The organism is Pseudoalteromonas espejiana DSM 9414, assembly GCF_002221525.1.
GTDB lineage: Bacteria > Pseudomonadota > Gammaproteobacteria > Enterobacterales > Alteromonadaceae > Pseudoalteromonas > Pseudoalteromonas espejiana.
In genome coordinates, this window is the sequence record NZ_CP011028.1 from 2,238,814 (window position 1) to 2,257,011 (window position 18,198).

General features: G+C 40.5%; 14 protein-coding genes and 1 riboswitch. Of the genes, 7 read left to right on the plus strand and 7 right to left on the minus strand.

The genetic code is table 11. The features are described from left to right. Nucleotides 1–40: 40 nt before the first annotated feature. The 3 genes from PESP_RS10185 to PESP_RS10195 all read right to left on the minus strand — a co-directional run bounded on the left by PESP_RS10185 (nt 41) and on the right by PESP_RS10195 (nt 2,674). Entirely contained in the window at nt 41–448 is a 408-nt protein-coding gene (locus PESP_RS10185) for a hypothetical protein (protein ID WP_058548934.1), read from the minus strand. 278 nt (nt 449–726) lie between these two features. Further along, entirely contained in the window at nt 727–1,992 is a 1,266-nt protein-coding gene (locus PESP_RS10190; protein WP_089347934.1) for a cation:proton antiporter, read from the minus strand. A 274-nt stretch (nt 1,993–2,266) separates the two neighbouring features. After that, entirely contained in the window at nt 2,267–2,674 is a 408-nt protein-coding gene (locus PESP_RS10195) for a hypothetical protein (protein WP_089347935.1), read from the minus strand. 316 nt (nt 2,675–2,990) lie between these two features. Here PESP_RS10195 and sbcB point away from each other — a divergent pair, with 316 nt between their 5' ends. Beyond that, entirely contained in the window at nt 2,991–4,436 is a 1,446-nt protein-coding gene (sbcB, locus tag PESP_RS10200) for an exodeoxyribonuclease I (RefSeq protein WP_089347936.1), read from the plus strand. 945 nt (nt 4,437–5,381) lie between these two features. Here the strand turns inward: sbcB and PESP_RS10210 are convergent. Next, the gene (locus tag PESP_RS10210; protein ID WP_089347938.1) at nt 5,382–6,263 is read right to left on the minus strand and encodes an NAD(P)-dependent oxidoreductase; all 882 of its coding nucleotides are present in this window, start codon (nt 6,261–6,263) and stop codon (nt 5,382–5,384) included. 116 nt (nt 6,264–6,379) lie between these two features. Here PESP_RS10210 and PESP_RS10215 point away from each other — a divergent pair, with 116 nt between their 5' ends. Together PESP_RS10215 and PESP_RS10220 are read left to right on the plus strand one after the other, a co-directional pair. After that, nucleotides 6,380–6,931, plus strand: a complete 552-nt coding sequence (locus tag PESP_RS10215) for a glutathione peroxidase (protein ID WP_089347939.1) — start codon at nt 6,380–6,382, stop codon at nt 6,929–6,931. Between the two features lie 92 nt (nt 6,932–7,023). Next, nucleotides 7,024–8,004, plus strand: a complete 981-nt coding sequence (locus PESP_RS10220) for a 2-hydroxyacid dehydrogenase (protein ID WP_089349145.1) — start codon at nt 7,024–7,026, stop codon at nt 8,002–8,004. Nucleotides 8,005–8,101: 97 nt separating this feature from the next. Here the strand turns inward: PESP_RS10220 and PESP_RS10225 are convergent, their stop codons facing one another. Beyond that, nucleotides 8,102–9,424, minus strand: coding sequence for a sodium-dependent transporter (locus PESP_RS10225; RefSeq protein ID WP_089347940.1), 1,323 nt, complete (start codon nt 9,422–9,424; stop codon nt 8,102–8,104). A gap of 138 nt (nt 9,425–9,562) precedes the next feature. On the opposite strand from PESP_RS10225, the gene PESP_RS10230 reads away from it, so the two are divergent. Further along, nucleotides 9,563–10,318: a 4'-phosphopantetheinyl transferase family protein gene (locus PESP_RS10230; RefSeq protein WP_089347941.1), complete on the plus strand. Its 756-nt coding sequence runs from the start codon at nt 9,563–9,565 to the stop codon at nt 10,316–10,318. An 8-nt stretch (nt 10,319–10,326) separates the two neighbouring features. Here PESP_RS10230 and lysC read toward each other — a convergent pair whose 3' ends face one another. Together lysC and nhaD are read right to left on the minus strand one after the other, a co-directional pair. Continuing rightward, complete coding sequence (lysC, locus tag PESP_RS10235) at nt 10,327–11,706, minus strand: lysine-sensitive aspartokinase 3 (protein WP_089347942.1); 1,380 nt, start codon at nt 11,704–11,706, stop codon at nt 10,327–10,329. A gap of 74 nt (nt 11,707–11,780) precedes the next feature. Continuing rightward, a riboswitch (Lysine riboswitch) is annotated at nt 11,781–11,953 on the minus strand. Nucleotides 11,954–12,051: 98 nt separating this feature from the next. Beyond that, the gene (gene nhaD, locus PESP_RS10240; RefSeq protein ID WP_089347943.1) at nt 12,052–13,299 is read right to left on the minus strand and encodes a sodium:proton antiporter NhaD; all 1,248 of its coding nucleotides are present in this window, start codon (nt 13,297–13,299) and stop codon (nt 12,052–12,054) included. A gap of 212 nt (nt 13,300–13,511) precedes the next feature. On the opposite strand from nhaD, the gene PESP_RS10245 reads away from it, so the two are divergent. From PESP_RS10245 to PESP_RS10255, 3 genes are read left to right on the plus strand one after another with little or no spacing between them, the layout of a single operon-like run. Continuing rightward, entirely contained in the window at nt 13,512–14,783 is a 1,272-nt protein-coding gene (locus PESP_RS10245) for a hypothetical protein (RefSeq protein WP_089347944.1), read from the plus strand. A 3-nt stretch (nt 14,784–14,786) separates the two neighbouring features. Next, nucleotides 14,787–15,335: a condensin complex protein MksE gene (locus PESP_RS10250; RefSeq protein WP_089347945.1), complete on the plus strand. Its 549-nt coding sequence runs from the start codon at nt 14,787–14,789 to the stop codon at nt 15,333–15,335. Further along, nucleotides 15,332–18,109, plus strand: a complete 2,778-nt coding sequence (locus tag PESP_RS10255; protein WP_089347946.1) for an AAA family ATPase — start codon at nt 15,332–15,334, stop codon at nt 18,107–18,109. Before PESP_RS10250 ends, PESP_RS10255 begins: the two co-directional genes overlap by 4 nt. Nucleotides 18,110–18,198 lie beyond the last annotated feature (89 nt).

An 18,198-nucleotide genomic window follows, 5' to 3' on the forward strand; every position in this document is an offset into this window, starting at 1 on the left:
TTGCAGGGGCCTTTTTGAAACTTGCGCTAGCTAGAGCTTTTTATAAAGAAAGCTCTTCTTTAGCGCGAGTTAAGTTATGCGTTACCATTGAATTTTCAGAAACCTGAACTGCTTCGTATAAATCGGCAAGAGCTGCTGTATCGTTATGCGCTTTTAATCGTGCAACACCACGGTTGCTTAACGCGTAAGATGTAAGCTGGCGTACTTTAAATTTAGGGCCTTCAGCATCTTTTAAAAGTGCGATAGCTTTTGTACAAATTTCTTCAGCTTGAGCGTAATTTTTAGATTTAACGTTAAGTGCGCAGCTATTGAATGACTCTTCAAGTGGCAATGGCGCAGTAGCGGTTTTGATAACCATTAGTTTGTAGTCACTTGAATCAGCCATTACAGCTGCTGAGCAAGTTAGTAATGAGCCAAGAGCGATGGTTTTTAAAAGTGTACGTTTCATGGTTTGCCTTTCCTAATTAAGTTAGTCGTGCTTGTTGCCGACAACTGAACTTTAGAGTATTAGCTCAACAGCGACAAACGAGAAAAACAAACGTAATAAGTGAAGAAAATTAACCTATAGACTTTAGTCTAATACGTGAGCTAATTTGTTATAAAATCGAGTAACAATTAGCCCTTATTAGCAACTGATTCCTAAACAAAATTTAAGTAACACCAGTAAAAAACCCTATTTTTTGTAACATTATCTGTATAAATAAAATACAGCTAATTTATTTAAGCTTACTTACGAATACTTTTAGCAACTTTGCCAACACTTAACCCCTGGATCAAAATAGAAAACACCACCACAGCATAAGTTAAGGTAAGTAAAACATTTCGCTCTGCACCATCAGGAAGCTGCAAAACAAGCGCCACCGAAATACCGCCGCGCAATCCTCCCCACGTTAATACCTTCCACGCACCATTGGGTAATGCTAATTGCTTATTAAAAGTGGTGGTTGTTATACCCACTACAATTAAGCGTGCTAATAAAGCAATTAATATAGTTAACACAGCAGCGGCTAATAAATTGCCCGAATAGGCAATCATTACAACTTCAAGCCCAATTAAAACAAATAAAATGGCATTTAAAATTTCGTCAATAAGCTCCCAAAATAAATCAACGTAATGACGTGTTTTATCACTCATGGCTAAATTACGGCCATGGTTACCCACCATTAACCCCATCATAACCATCGCAAGTGGCCCCGATAGGTGCCAATGGCTTGCCAGCGCATAACCACCAATAACACCTGCAAGAGTAAGTAATACCTCTTCTTGGTAGCTATCTATACTTTTAAGTAAGTAATATAAAATGCCGCCAAGTGTTAAGCCAAAAATAATTCCACCACCCGCTTCAACGGCTAACGTATGCGCTACAGAATAGGTTGTAGGAATATCACCACTTGATAAAATACCCAGTAATAAAACAAATACCACCACCCCTATTCCGTCATTAAATAACGACTCACCCGCTATCACAGTTTCAATACTTTTAGGCGCGCCGGCTGAGCGTAAAATACCCATAACAGCAATCGGATCGGTTGGCGAAATTAACGCGCCAAATAATAAACACCAAATAAACGATAAATCAAAGCCAAGTAATGGCAGTAATAAATAAAGCGCACCAGCAATAATAACGGTAGATACAAGCGTACCCATACATGCCAAAATACCAATTGGTAATTTATAACGCCTTAAATCGCTTACATTCACATGTAGCGCCCCGGCAAATAGCAACATAGAAAGCATGCCATCAAGTAAAACCTCCGTAAAATTAAGCTGATCGAGTAGGCTCACCTCATAATCTATCAGATCATCAAACCCTAAAAAGCCCAAAAATATCGCAGTAATAGAAACCAGCATAGAAATAACCATCACACCAATTGTGGTTGGCAAGCCAATAAAGCGATGATTCACATAGGTGAGTAAGGCAGTAATCGATAAAAATATCGCGCTAATTTCAAATATAGTTAAAGTGCCTGAAGAGACGACGGTAGGTTCCATATTAATTAATCCACAAATAGTAATTGGTTTTATTTTAAATACCCGTTCGCTTAATTAAGTGAGCTGCTTTTAGGTCGTAAAGCCTTTTACAAACAAAGAAAAAGCTTAGCTTTAGTCGCTATCACTTATTGCTTCTGTATTTTTTACCTTATGCATTTATGCTTTTTATAAATAGCAAAAACGCAAAAAAGCCATATAAGGGTTTAACCTAACATGGCTTTTTTGTACTCTCGCTTAATTAAAGTGTTTTATAAAGCACTTTATGAGCAATCTTTTATAAAGAAAGCTCTTCTTTAGCGCGATTTAAGTTGTGCGATACCATAGTGCTGTTAGACATTTGGTTAGCTTCGTATAAATCGGCTAATGCAGCAGTTTCGTTATTCGACTTTAAACGCGCTACACCACGATTACTTAAAGCGTAAGAGGTAAGCTGGCGTACTTTAAATTTAGGGCCATCTGCATCTTTTAAAAGTGCGATTGCTTTTGTACAAATTTCTTCAGCTTGAGCATAGTTTTTTGACTTAACATTAAGTGCACAGCTATTGAATGACTGCTCTAAAGGTTGCGGTGCCGTAGCCTGTTCGATAACCATTAATTTGTAATCACTTGTATCAGCCATTACAGCAGCTGAGCAAGTAAATAAAGAGCCAAGAGCGATGGTTTTGATTAGTGAGCTTTTCATGATTATATTCCTGTTGAGTTAGTCGTGCTTGTTGCCGACAACTGAACTTTAGAGAATTAACACAAAACCGACAAACGATTAAAACAAAACCAATAAGTGAAGAAAATTAACTTATAGACTTTAGTCTAATACCAAACATATCGAACGACCACTGTAATTAGATTGATATAATGAGTATAACTAATTAATTTAAACGCCTTACCTATTGCAAACCTATAAACTCCCTCGTCCATATGCCATAATCTAAATAATTCATTATTTTAGTAACTTGGCGCTCATTTAGGCGTTTTTAAGTTAACTACTCAGGGTTTTCAGCATGGCATATCAAGAGCAAAATCAAGCAACTATTTACTGGCACGACTACGAGACCTGGGGGGCGAGCCCTCAAAAGGATAAGCCGAGCCAATTTGCAGGTATTCGTACCGATCTTGATTTAAATATAATTGGCGAGCCGCTTATTGAATATTGTAAGCCGCAGGCGGATTACTTACCTCACCCTGAGGCATGTTTAATTACGGGTATAACTCCACAAGTGGCGATGAAAAAAGGCTTAGTTGAAGCTGACTTTATAGCAAAAATTCATGCCGAATTTAGTGCGCCAAACACCTGTGTGGCTGGTTATAACAGTATTCGCTTTGACGACGAAGTAAGTCGCTATAGCTTTTACCGTAACTTTTACGACCCATACGAGCGTGAATATAAAAACAATAATAGCCGCTGGGATATTATTGATTTAGTACGCGCTTGCTATGCACTTCGCCCTGAAGGCATTGAATGGCCGTTAAAAGAAGACGGTAGCCCAAGCTTTAAGCTTGAGCATTTAACAGTAGCTAATGGCATTGAACACGCTGCTGCGCACGATGCGCTAAGCGATGTAACCGCCACAATTGCACTGGCTAAACTAATAAAAGAAAAACAGCCAAAGCTTTATAACTTCTTTTTTGGGCTCCGCAATAAAAAAGCGCTCGGTGATTTAGTTGATGTATTTAACATGACGCCGCTTGTACATACTTCATCGCGTATTCCTGCAACGCAGGGTTGTACTACGTGGGTTGCGCCTATGAGCTTTCATCCGGTAAATAAAAACGCGGTTATTTGTTTTGATTTAACCCAAAGCCCGCAAGTGTTACTGGATTTAAACGTAGAAGAGCTACGTAAACGTTTATACACCAAACGCGTTGATTTAGCCGAGGGCGATTTACCTGTTGGTTTAAAGCTGGTGCATTTAAACAAGTGCCCTATTTTAGCGCCTGCTAAAACTTTATTACCAGAAAACGCAGCCCGTTTAGGAATTGACCGTGAGCAATGCCTTGCGAATTTAGCTATTTTAAAAGCCAATACCGAGCTTCGCGATAAAGTAACTGAAGTATTTAACGAAAAAGGCGATTACAGCGCGACTACTAACGTTGATTACTTACTTTACGATGGTTTTACAAGCCACGCCGACAAAGCAAAATTTGCGATTATACGTGATGCTAAACCAGATGAGTTAGCGGGCTTAAATTTAGATTTTGAAGATAAAAAGTTTAATACATTACTCTTTAGATACCGTGCACGAAACTGGCCTGAAACACTAAACCAGCAAGAACTTGATCAATGGCGCCAGTATTGCCAAAACAAGCTAATGCACGGGGAAGATCAACCCTCAATTAGCGCACAAGATTTTATGATCACCCTTGAAAACTTGGCCCATGAGCACGACGACAGCGAAAAGAACCTGACCATTTTAAAGGCGCTTTATAACTACGCACAGAGCATGTAATTTGCTTTAGCCTTACTTGTAAAACGCATATAAAAACACGACGCTTTAGTGATAAAGCGTCGCGTTTTTTTGTTTGAATTATTATGGGCTTCGCCCATCACGCAAGCAAGCTTAGCGTCTACGGGTAAAACCCATATCTTCACCTTAGTGGTAGACGTTGAGCTTGCTCACGTGAAAAGCGCAGCTTTTAATTGCTTAGTAAAACACTACTCACAAAGAGGAGTGAATGAGGAGAAAATGAGAAAATATAAGCCAAAAATAGCTTTGGCTATTCACTTCCTCTAAAAGCGCAGCGCCTCATAAACTCTTTGTGAATAAATCACTTTACGGGCTTTATCCGTCACGCAAGCAAGCTTCGCGTCTACAGGTAAAACCCATATCTACACCTTGGTGGTAGACGTTGAGCTTGCTCACGTGAAAAGCGCAGCTTTTAATTGCTTAAATAAAACACTATTCACAAAGAGAAGTGAATGAGGAGTAAATGAGAAAACATAAAGACCAACAACAATCTTTTTAGAACTATTACTGCCTCTAGAGCGAAGCGCCTCTTACCCTCTTTGTGAATAAATCACTTTACGGGTTTTATCCGTCACGCAAGCAAGCTTCGCGTCTACAAGTAAAACCCATATCTACACCTTCGCGGTAGACGTTGAGCTTGCTCACGTGAAAAGCGCAGCTTTTAATTGCTTAAGTAAAACACTACTCACAAAGAGGAGTGAATGAGGAGAAAATGAGAAAACATAAGCCAAAAATAGCTTTGGCTATTCACTTCCTCTAAAAGCGCAGCGCCTTATAACCTCTTTGTGAATTAATCACTTTACGGGCTTTGCCCATCACGCAAGCAAGCTTGGCATCTGCATGTAAAACCACATCTACACCTTAGTGGTAGACGTAGAGCTTGCTCACGTGAAAAGCGAAGCTTTTAATCTTTTAAAATGTGAAACGTTATTTTTTATGCAGCGCTTCTATTCGTGCAAGTAAGCTTGAGGTATCGTATCGGCCGCCGCCAAGGGCTTGTACATCGGCGTAGTATTGATCGACCGTTGCAGTCATCGGTAAAGTAGCGCCGTTGTTTTTAGCTTCATCAAGCGCAATACCTAAATCTTTACGCATCCAATCTACCGCAAAGCCAAACTCGTATTCACCTGCCCACATTGTTTTGTAGCGGTTTTCCATTTGCCACGAGCCAGCTGCACCTTTTGAAATGGTTTCAATTACTTTTTCGCCATCAAGGCCTGCTTGCTTTGCAAAATGTAGACCTTCTCCTAAGCCTTGCACAACACCTGCTATACAAATTTGATTAACCATTTTACATAATTGGCCAGAACCAACTTCGCCTAGCAACTGGCTAAAACGGCTAAATGCCGCCATTACAGGCTGTGCTTTTGCAAATACAGCTTCATTGCCACCGGCCATTACCGTTAAAACACCATTTTCGGCGCCAGCTTGGCCGCCAGATACTGGCGCATCTATAAAGTCGATATTTTGCAGAGCTGCCTTTGCTGCTACTTCGCGGGCTACCTCAGCAGAAGTTGTTGTATGATCAACTAATATTGTGTGTGGCAGCATGCCCGCTAAAACACCATCATCACCGTATACTACCGAGCGTAAATCGTCATCGTTACCAACACACATAAAAACGATATCTGCGTTGCTGGCAGCCTCACGTGGAGTAGGTGCAAAGCGCCCGCTAAATTCTTCAGCCCATTTTTGAGCTTTTGCCTGAGTACGGTTATATACGCATACGCTGTAGCCGGCTTTTGCCAAGTGCCCAGCCATTGGATAACCCATTACGCCTAAACCTATAAATGAAACATTGATTGACATAAAAGTGCCTTAATTACCTGATAACTTAGAAACTATGCCGATTATGTCAATCGGCTGCTTAAAAAGCGAATTAAGTCTTTATAAATTTCCAGCGTAAGGAAATAAGCAGGTAACCCATGGATAGTATTTATCAATTTAGTGCGCCACTGTACAACAGCGAAAGCTTTGCGCTTAGCCAGCTAAAAGGCAAAACCATACTTATTGTTAATACAGCAAGTAAATGTAATTTTTCAATGCAATTAACAGCCCTTGAAAAACTCTACCAAGAATATAAAAACCGTGGATTCACTATTTTAGCGTTTCCGTGCCATCAGTTTGGGCAAAACGAGCCTCTTGATAATTTAGCTATTAAAGACTTTTATCAAGCGCAGTTTAATGTCTCGTTTGAAGTATTTGGTAAGGTAATGGTAAACGGCCCTGAAGCACACCCGCTTTTTAATTATTTAAAAGCGCACACACGGGGTATTTCGCAAAACCGCGCCGTAAAGTGGAACTTCACTAAATTTTTGATTAATAGTGATGGGCAGCTAGTAGCACGTTACGCACCACGCACCAAGCCCGAAACGCTCAAACAAGTAATAGAGGCAAATTTACAAAGCTCGCCACAAAAAAGTAGCTATAGAAGCACTAAGTTAACCCCTAACTTTAATGCATTAAAAGGCGCTTAGTTATTTTAAATCAATAAAGTGGAGCTTATTAAAGCGCATTACCTAAAAGTAGTTTAATGTTAAAGGTAAACCCATACTTTGGAGTTAATAACATGAACATTGCTTTTTTTAGTACTCAAAAATACGAACAACCATTTTTTGAATACTGTATTAAAAACAATCCAAGCATACGTATAAATTATTTTGAGCAAACACTTAACGAGCAAACCGCCCTATTAGCAAAAGGCTTTGAAGCCGTATGCGTATTTGTAAACGATACTGTGAATGCAGTCGTAATAGAGCAATTAGCAGAGCTTGGTGTGAACACTATTTTACTGCGCTGTGCGGGGTTTAATAACGTTGATTTAATTGCAGCTAAAGCACACAACATTAAAGTACTGCGCGTGCCTGCATACAGCCCTGAAGCGGTAGCAGAGCACTGTATTGCACTTATGCTTACGCTAAGTCGTAAAACACACAAGGCCTATAACCGTGTACGCGAAGACAACTTTGATTTAAACGGTTTATTAGGCTTTAACCTGCACAGCAAAACGGTTGGAATTATAGGTTGCGGTAAAATTGGTCTTGCGCTTTGTAATATACTAAATGGCTTTGGTGCCAACGTTTTAGTGTGCGACCCTTATGCGCAACCTGGTAATTACATCATTACCGATTTAGACTCGCTGCTAACTCAAAGCGATATAATTTCACTTCACTGCCCATTGAACGAGCAAACACACCATTTAATAAATGATGACGCATTCAATAAAATGAAACCCGGCGTTATGCTTATTAATACCTCGCGTGGCGCGCTATTAAATAGTAAAGCGTGTATTAACGCACTTAAAACTAAAAAACTGGGGTATTTAGGGCTCGACGTGTACGAGCAAGAATCAGAGCTGTTTTTTAAAAATCACAGCGACGAAATAAATCAAGACGATATATTTTCGCGCTTAGTGAGCTTTAAAAATGTATTAGTCACTGGCCATCAAGGATTTTTTACCCAAGAAGCACTTACCGAGATTGCTAATACAACCATACAAAATGCGCTGGAAATAAACCAAGGTAAACTTCTAACTAATGAGGTTTTATAAGTTATTTAAAATAGGCACAAAAAAAGCGAAGTGAGTTTATAAACTCACTTCGCTTTATTAATCTATTTTTAATGCTAGCTCTATGGCTTAGCCATAATCACCCAAAGGCTACATTTGCAAATACCAAGGTCATTAATATCGGGCACACAAAGCGAATATACTGTGCAAACCAGTAATGCGCTCCTGTGGTTGCTTGGCGCAATTTATTACCACGCTGCCACATCCATCCTGCGGTAACAAAGTAAAACAAGCCCATAAGCGGAAGTTGGTATTGGGTAAACAACATAATTACCAAACCAAATAGCCACTCAAAATTTAATATAATGGCACTTGCACATACAAGCACAACTAAACTTACAGCCCACGTGGCTTTGGTACGATCCACTTGGTGGTTTTCTACTAAAAAGGCAACGGGTATTTCGGTGGTTGAAATAGTTGATGTAACCGATGCAATCGACATAAGTACAAAAAACAACAAGCCTATAAGTAAACCTATTTCGCCCATTGTGCTAAATAGCTCTGGCAAAATAGCAAATATAAGCTGCCCTTCGCCAATTAGTTTACCACCACTAAACACCTCAACCCCATTATGCTGTGCAACGTAAATGGCAGGCACAATAAGTAAACCGGCTAAAAATGCCACGCTAGTATCGAGTAATGCAACGCTTGCGGTTAGTTTTGGCAGGTTTGCATCTGGCTGTAAGTACGAGCCATAAATCATCATACAACCTACACCTAACGAGAGCGAAAAAAACGCCTGCCCCATAGCTGCAATAATTAAATTTGGGTCGAGCACTTGGCTAAAATCAGGTATTAAATACGCGGCAAAACCTTCGCTTGCGCCATCTAAGCTGGCTATATAAACAATTAAACCAACCAATAAAACTAATAGTAACGGCATTAAGCGGCGCGACCAGGTTTCAATACCCGATTTAACCCCCTTTAAAATAATGCTGGCGGTTAAAATAAGCATAAGCGGGGTAAACACAAAATTACGCAGCACCGAGTCGCTATGTAAAAACTCGCTTGCGGCATCAAAGCCAAAAAATGTAGTAATAGGCTCAATGGCGTACGAAAGCATCCAACCAGCTACAATAGAATAAAAGCTAAGCATAACCACAGCGCCCGCAAGGCCAATATAACCTGCCGCAGCACCTACTTTTTTATTGGTATTTTGCCATGCGTTGCCCAATGCTTTAACTGGGTTGGCTTGTGCGTGGTGGCCTAAATAAAGCTCGGTATAAAGCGCCGGTAGCGCTAATAAAAATATAACAACAAAATAAACCAGTAAAAAAGCACCGCCACCATGGTTGGCCGCCTGCGTAGGAAAACCCCATATATTACCTAAACCCACTGCTGCGCCTGCAGCGGCTAAAACAAAACCAAATCGGCTTTGAAATCCATCACGCACTTGTGCCATACATCTACAAATCTGTTATTCTTTGATTATTGTGAATTAAACCATATTTCATGCCAACTGAGTAATAAAATTGCTCGTTGCATAAATAAGCGCTGTTAACCGCTCATAATTACAGCGACTCACCCATTTAAAGCGTTTATGACAGCAGATTATTTTAAAAACACCTTACGTATTACTCCTGCTCAATTAGCAAACTTACCGTTAGCTAATAACCGCATTTTATTATTTGATGCGACAACGCTTGATGTAAGTAAATTTAACTTACCTGATTACTTAAGCCCGTTTGAGCTAGGCGTTATAAACCGCCGTAAAAGAGCGCAAGCAAAACAAGAATACTTGGCTACTCGTATACTGCTAAAACAGTTGCTTAAAATAGCTAAGCCACAATACGCAAACACACCGCTAAATGGTATGAGCACCCAATTTGACGAGGCAAGCGCTAAATTACAGTTGCAAGCTAGTGGCGAAATTTTTAATACCTGTATTTCACACTCCCACGGTTTGGTTGGCGTAGCCCTTAACTTAGCTAATACCGAGTTTGGTTTTGATATTGAAAAAATAAGCTTAAAGCGCCCATTTGAAAAGCTCGCAAAGCATTTTTATCACGCAGACGAAATAGCCCTAATTACTGAGCCGAGTAATACGCAAACCCAAGCTAATATCTTTTTTAGAATTTGGACATTAAAAGAGTCGCTTGCTAAAGCCACCAGCCGCCCTATTGCTAAATTGCTTAGCCCGAATGTGTTTAATGAGTTAAATATTGCAACACTCGGTGCATCAAGTAACTGTGTTACCGTTGAAAGTAATAACCAACACACCCAATTTGATGTAACTGTAGCGCATAAAAAAAGCACCGACTGGCGATGCTTTTTAATAACAGACTTTATACTTTAGCTGCTTTTTTACGCCTCTAAAAGGCGGCTGTGTATAGCTTGTACCACAGTATCTGATTCGCCCTGCTCTACTAAAAAGCAAAGATTGTGCTTACTTGCACCATGGCAAATTAAACGAATATTAAACTCTTTTAGTACATTCATTAGGTTCATTTCGTGCTGACGAAGCTGTATTTCTGAACCAATAAGCGCCACTAGCGTTAAGTTGTTTTCAACCGATACATGGCAAAATTCAGCAAGCTTATCTAAACACGCTTGCTCAAGCTCTGGGCGCGAGGCATTAGGCGCGTTATCGAGGGTAATGGCTACGCTTATTTCAGAGGTAGTCACTAAATCTACCGATATATTAAACTCACTTAAAATGGTAAACACGCGGGCTAAAAAGCCACTTGCCAATAGCATTTCAGGGCTTTTAAGTGTGAGCAATATTTGGTTTTTACGTTGCGTTACGGCGCGTATACCCGGCTGCTGCGATTTTTCGCGCTCAATCCACGTACCACCGCGCTCTGGCTCACGGCTTGAGCCTACAAATACATTAATGTGGCTACGGCTAGCTGGTAAAATAGTCGCTGGGTGCAATACTTTTGCGCCAAATGTGGCCATTTCTGCGGCTTCATCAAAACTTAAACGGGCAATAGGCGTTGCTTTGGCACATAAACGTGGGTCGGTGCTAAATATACCCACTACGTCGGTCCAAATGTGTACGCTTTTAGCGTTAATCGCCTCAGCAAGTAATGCTGCGCTGTAATCTGAACCACCACGGCCAAGTGTGGTTGTTTGGTCAAATTCGTCGCTACCAACAAAACCTTGAGTTACAATTACCTGCTCATCTAATAGCGGAATTAATACTTCTTTAGCCGCTTGCGCTGTGGCTTTAACATTGGGTGTTGCTTTACCAAACTGACTGTCGGTTTTAAGTACTTTTCGTACATCAAAACGATCTGCATTTAAGCCTTTTAAACGCAGCACTTGCGCAAATAAGTACGACGATAAGCGCTCACCAAAGCTAAGTAGCTCATCGTGCTGCTGATCAGTTGTTAGTGTTTCAATCGCTAATGTTTGGAATGCTTTTAATGTTTCGTTAAAGCCTACGGCTAAATCGGCATCAAGCGATAACTCATCTAAAATAGCTTGCTGAATGGCTAGCACGCCGTCTATGTGTTCTTGGCGCTGCTCTGGGGTAATGCTTGATTTACACAGTGCAACTAAGTGGTTAGTTACGCCGGCACTGGCGCTCACAGCTACAATACGTACGCTTTTATCTGCAACAATAATTTCGCTGCAGCGACTCATCGCTTCAAAATTTGCAACACTGGTTCCGCCAAATTTGGCAACGATGTAATCTGATTTTGCGCCTAATACTGATTGTGGCACTGATTGGGTAGTCATTTAGTCTCCTTTCGCGGTATTTTAACCGCTAAAAAACAAGAAGAACTTGGCAAAGGAATGCATTTGATGTGTCCGCTGCCAGAAGCTCTCCACCTATATTGGTGACAGTTTTGAGGATTCAGCCCCATAAACCGAAAAACAATAGCGACGTACTAGTATTTTTCTCGGCGAGTACTTCCCTCTTTAATGGTTACGGGCGTTCGTCACCTACCATTAAATACCTAAGTATCGCACCTCTTCTGAATGCTTTATTAACCATTGGCTAATAAAACAAAGCCCCGCTAATTAGCGGGGCTTTGAAAGTTATCGTTTAGACGTCTAGGTGTCAAGCATTTATAGCAAAAATTAAACAAAACCACCCATAAAGTAAGCGCCTGCATAACCTACGGTATAACAAATTAATAATTGCAGCGATAATTTAAAGTAGCTCGTAAAAGTAAGTGCCTTTAGTTTGCTCATGGCAATAATACCCGCTGCCGAACCAATTATAAGCATTGAGCCACCTACACCGGTTGCATAAGTAAACGACAACCAATGTTGCTGGCTCATTACTATATCTGCTTTTAATAGCGCAGCAGTAAGCGGTACGTTATCAACCCCTGCTGATAATATTCCCATTAAATAGTTAGCGTACTCAGGTGCCATTACTGTATATAAATCGGTAAATTTAGTTAAAATACCAATTTCTTTTAATGCGCCAACAAGTAAAAGCACACCCACAAAAAACAGTAGCGTGTCGTATTCTATGTCGCGTACAAAATCGATGATGTCTTTATTTATATCTTTTTTGCGCATTAAAAATTGCGCCACTAAAAACATAACCGATAAACCAAATAAAAATGTGAGTAGCGGCGGTACGCTATAAATTACGCTAAGCGTTAACGTACTTACCACGGTTGATAAAAATATGATGGCAATAGTAATGTCGGTTTTTTCTATGCGTTTTTTTTGCGAGCCCACAAACTCTATTTGCCCTTTCATACCAATAGAGAGCAAAAGCGCGAGTAGCATTACACTTATAAACGCAGGGGCTATGAGCAGTAATAAGTTTGCAATTGAAACCTTGCCGTCCAAAAATATCATTAAGGTGGTTACATCACCGGTTATTAGCGATACACCGCCAGAGTTGACCCCAAACACAATAAGTGTGGCGTATTTAATGAGCTTTTTAGTTTCAAGATTTAATGACATAACCACAGCAAGTGATATAAGCGTAGCGGTTACATTGTCAGAAATAGATGAAAACAAAAAAGCAAAGCCGCCCACTAAAAACATAAGTTGTCGTTCGCTAATGCTTTTAGGCATTACCCGGTGCACAATGTTTTCTATAAACCCTTTAGAGTTTAAATAGGCAACAAAGGTCATGGCGGCCATTAAAAACAGCCACAGTGAGGCTATTTCTAATATGTTTTCGTTAAGAAGATGCTGAATAGTTGCAGGGCTTTGCCCATGAAGCGGGTTAACAAAAAGTATAATCCAACAAAGCGTTCCAAAAAAGAGTGTAGTTTTAGCTTTATTTACGTGAATTATATCTTCTATAACGATCAGTAAAAAGGCAATCGCTATTAGGGTTAAAATTATCGAGAGGACCATGGTAGTTAAATAACCTTTGATATAGTTTTAACAGAGCGCACAAACAACTTGCGTTTAAGCGTTCCTAATTTTGGTGCGAATTTTAGCACCGCAGATGTGCAAAAACTATTATTAAATGGTCTTAAAAACGAATACTATATGCAGGTAAAATACGTAATAATGAGTCCTTTGTAAGAACTCAATAATAAAATACTAGGATGTTGTAACCTCTTATGATCCCAGCTAAAAAGCTGCTTAATACCCTTAGCGAACATTGGGGTGTTTTAGAGCTATTATTTAAACGTTTTAAAATGGCCGACTTTAGTCTAAAAGACGTACAAAACGCCATTAAGCAAAAGCAGCCCACATGGACAAACGAGCGCATATACAAAGAAACAAATCGTTTGCTCAATCAAGATATACTCATTCCATTGGCTAAATCTTCTCAGCTTGAAATTAACCGTGCCATTGCAGATTTTGCGACCTTTTTATTACAAGAAGAACACCTAGGTTTAGCACAAGAAATTAGCGTTTTGGTTGATGACTTAGCCCGCCTAGGAAACCGACTAGATAACGCGGGCGAAATGGAAGACTTTGACGATTTACGCCGCTTTAGCCGCATTATGGATGATCGGGTGCGTAAAATAATGAAGCTCTACGCGCATAACGAAAACGCCATATTAAATATTGTTGAGCAAGCTAAGTCTGATCACGCTGTGCAATCTTTGCAAAAGCGCTATAAAGCCGTAATAGAAGCCTTTGACGAATACATAGAGCCCATGCTTGAAATGGTCGATATTAGGGGCGACTTTCATGCCTGCTTTACACTGATTGAACAACAAATAAGTAAGCAAATAGAGCACATTGAGCGCTCAGGTAAAGCCTACAACGACAAACGCATGCTTGAGCAATTACGTACCCGCATACTCGAAATGCACTTAGTTGGCAGAGAAAGCTTACGTAAAAGTGCCGATATGCTGATGCCACTGCGCGAAGAGCTGCGCCGTAATAACTTAATTACCCGCCAAGCGGCAAAAGTGCTCGGCCTGGTGCGTAAAAATGGCGTAGACAACATGCTAAGTGCGGTACAGCCAAACTTTGTAAGCGATGCGCAGCGCTATTCGCTTGGGCAGCAGCGCCATATAGTGGCTTACATGGCAAGCTTGGTTGAATTTGAACACGAAGAATACCAACTCCCAGAGCAACAAGACGTACCGGCGTTTGTAACGCCTAACATTCCTGATTACCACGATGTTAAAAAAACCTTTGCAAAACGCTTTAATAAAAAACGCAAAAAGCCTCAACCATTGCTGCAATTTTTAGATGAAAGCTACCCTGAGCTAGACGCCGACGAAATGCTATTTTTATATCAAAAATTAGTCAGCGACAGCGACGTACACATTAGCCAAAGCGATGAAAAAGCGCGCGTAAAAATAGCCGGCCAACATTTTTCGTTATACCCATTTAATTCAGCGCCTCAGCCAGATACAAAGGCAGACGAGTAACACATGACACATATAAACCTAGACGAGCTAACACATCTGCAAGCCATTAATAAAAAATTAGGCGCAGGTTACCATATTTGCGAACAAGACAACGTAATGTGGCAAGAGCTTGACCAACACATAGACGCCTACAGTGCTTTATTTAACGCCCTTGGCCACGATTTAAAACACGACAGCCGCGGCTTTTACTACTTTGCCAGCGACGAAAGCACGCCAAATATGGGTAAAATATCCCGTGCTATCGCACTTACTATTTACATTTTAATTGAGCATTTTGCCAATACCGGTAAAGACCCAATGCGCGCCTTGTTTGATGAAGTAAACGATTTAGAACTAATGCAAACCTTAGTGCAAATTAACAAACACTTGTTTGATCAGCTTGAGATATTTTCGGGCTCAGATTTACGAAAAGACGTATACCTGCGCATGGTACGTTTAGGTTTAGCCCGCGAAGTAGAAGGCGGGTTCCTGCTACAAGCTCCTATTCACCGCTACATTGATGCGCTAATTGAAGTAAACGAAGAAACCTACATTACGGAGGACGAGGAATGAAAAACCTATACGGACTGAGCAAACTCGCCCTACTTAATACCGCAGGCTATGCAAAGTGTGTGATCCCGCTTGATAAAAGTAGCTCTATTTGTGCGCCTAACAATACCGGTAAAAGCTCGGTTATTAACGCCCTGCAATTTCCGCTTATAAACGATTTACGCCTAACCGAATGGGATGGGCACGATTTAGATGAAACCCGTAAGTTTTATTTTTCATCGGATCAGTCGTACATTTTACTAGAAGCAAACTTGCCTCATGGCTCGGTCGTTATTGGTGTAGCGGGCCTTGGTAAAATAGCCGGTTACGCGCATCAGTATTTTTGTTATCAGGGCAAACTTGATTTAGCGCAGTACACACAAGGTAATACCATAATTAAGTTTACCAAGCTGTTTAATCATTTGAAGTCGCTTAATTACAACCCTATAGAGCTAAAAGCACAAGAGCTAAACGCCCTACTTACCGGCGGCGCAACCCCGTTTGACGGCGACATTAACTTAAAAATGATCCCGCTTAATAATGTGCAAGACTCTGCCATTTATAAAGAAATTTTTAGGCGTATTCTTAACTTACACAAATTAGGCGCAAGCGATGTTAAACGCTTTATGCTGCGTGTATTTGAGCGCCATATGTCAAACTCAAAGGTCGACTTTTACGAAGTATGGCGTCGCTCGTTTGATAAAGTAAACCGGGCTAAACGTGAATTAAAAGCGCTTGAATCAATGCAAGAGCCAATAAGTGCGCTTGAATCAATGCTTGAAAATCAAACAGTGCTTAAAGGTAAATTAGCAGCCTACGCACCTAAAATTGACCAAGCATTAATAGACTTTGATACCTATCAAGAAGAGCAGCTAAATGAGCTAGGTGTTGCACTTGAAGACATAGAACACGAAAAACATGAGTTTGAACAAAAACAAAGCCTATACGTGCAGCAATCGCGCGATATAGAGCGCAGACAAACCCAAATTGAGCAATGGTTTTTAGATTACAGCGCTCTAAAAAGCGAGTTTGAACTGGTAAATAAGGCCACGCTTAAAACCAGCCTTAGCCAGCTCAAGCATGATTACGAGTCGCTTTCGCACTCTATAACCAGTGCACAAGGTCAAAGCCTACACACGCTTGATTACCGCATTAGCGAAACTCAAAAACAAATAAAAAGCTTAAAACTGCAGCTTAAAAACCTTGAGTTTAATTTGTTTACTCGTATGCGCGAAGACCTATCGCTTAAAGAAGTTGAAGAAATATCGCGACTTTTAAACCCCGACCTACTCTCGTTTGCAACCACCACTAATGGCGATATAACCATTGATGATGAAGACGCCTTTGGGGACTTTTTATCGCTATTAAGTGAAAACGTTAAAGGCGGCGTGCTAACGCTTCCGGGCGCAAGTATTAAACTTAAAAAGCTCTCGCCAGTACACATGCAAAGCGGCGAAAACAAAGAGCAATTAACGGCGCAGTTAAGTGCACTTGAGCACTCGTTAAAAGAGTTTAAACAGCAGCGCGAAGTGGCTGCTAATGTAGCCGACAAACAAAAAGAAAAAGACGCACTCTACGATGAGCTAATGAGCGCAGAGAGCGCCCTAAAACGTTTAGAGCAATTTGAAGTAATGCAGCAATCAGTAGAAGCGCAAGCCATGCTAAAAGAGCAATTGTTAGCAGAGCGCGAACAAGTTGACGATTACCTGCAAGACATTCAAAAAAATAGCGGCTCAATTGCAGACAGACGCTCGTTAATTAAATCAAAGCAAGAGCAAATTAATCGCCAAACCGAGCGCCTACGCCAAGTTAAAAGCGAGCGAATTGACCATACTCTCGATTTATACAGCGGTAAAGTAACCCCGTACATGATTGATATAACAGTCGACTTTGATAACTTAAGCGATTTAGTACATCACTTTAATAAAGACTGCCAAGAGCTGCGCAATTTTGACATAAACGTGCGTAATACCTATTTGCATGTATATAACGCAGGCATTACTAAGTTCGATAACGAAAATGACGAATTTACTAAATACCAAAAACTAATTAGTGCATTTCACAACCTTGATAACGAACGCGATGCCGTTGAGCGCCAAGGACGCGTAGCACTGACCGAGGTGGCCGCCACTATTAAAGGCTTGCGAGAAGATTTAGACCGCCTTCGCCGCGAGATGAATAGCTTTAATAAAGGCATAAGCCAGCACCGTATTTCTAACCTTCAAGCGTTTAAAATTAACGTAATACCGCGCAAAATGCTGGTTGATAGTATTGATACTATTATCAGCACGTCGCATCAGTTTGAGCAAGGCGACACCCTTGATTTATTAAGCCAAGAACCCTACAGCGAAAGCGCAGTAAACGAAGCAAAAGATCACTTAATAAAACTTGCCTCGGATAAAGCAGGCCTTACCTTAACTGATTTATTTGATATTCGTTTTGAAGTGGTAAACCGCGCAGGTGAAACCGAACACTTTGAAAAAATAGACTCAGCCGGCTCAAACGGAACACGTATTACTATTAAGTTATTATGTGGCATGTTGTTTATTCGTTACTTATTAAGCGATCAAGAACAGAACCTTTACCGTATACCTATTTATATAGATGAAGCCGCCGATATCGACCCGCAAAACCAAAAAGCAATTATAGAAACTGCACTGAGCTTTGGCTTTGTGCCTATATTTGCTTCGGTTAAACCACAAATAAGTTGTGACTACATTGTGCCTATTCGTTCAGTAAAAGATGGCGCACAAAACTGGGTAGATGAAAAAGATTGGATAGAAGTTGAACACAGTTAATTGGCCATTAAGGCTCAGCTATTAAACTAAAATATAGAGCGTTAAAATAATACACATTTAAATGATGTGTGTTATTTTAACGTAACGCA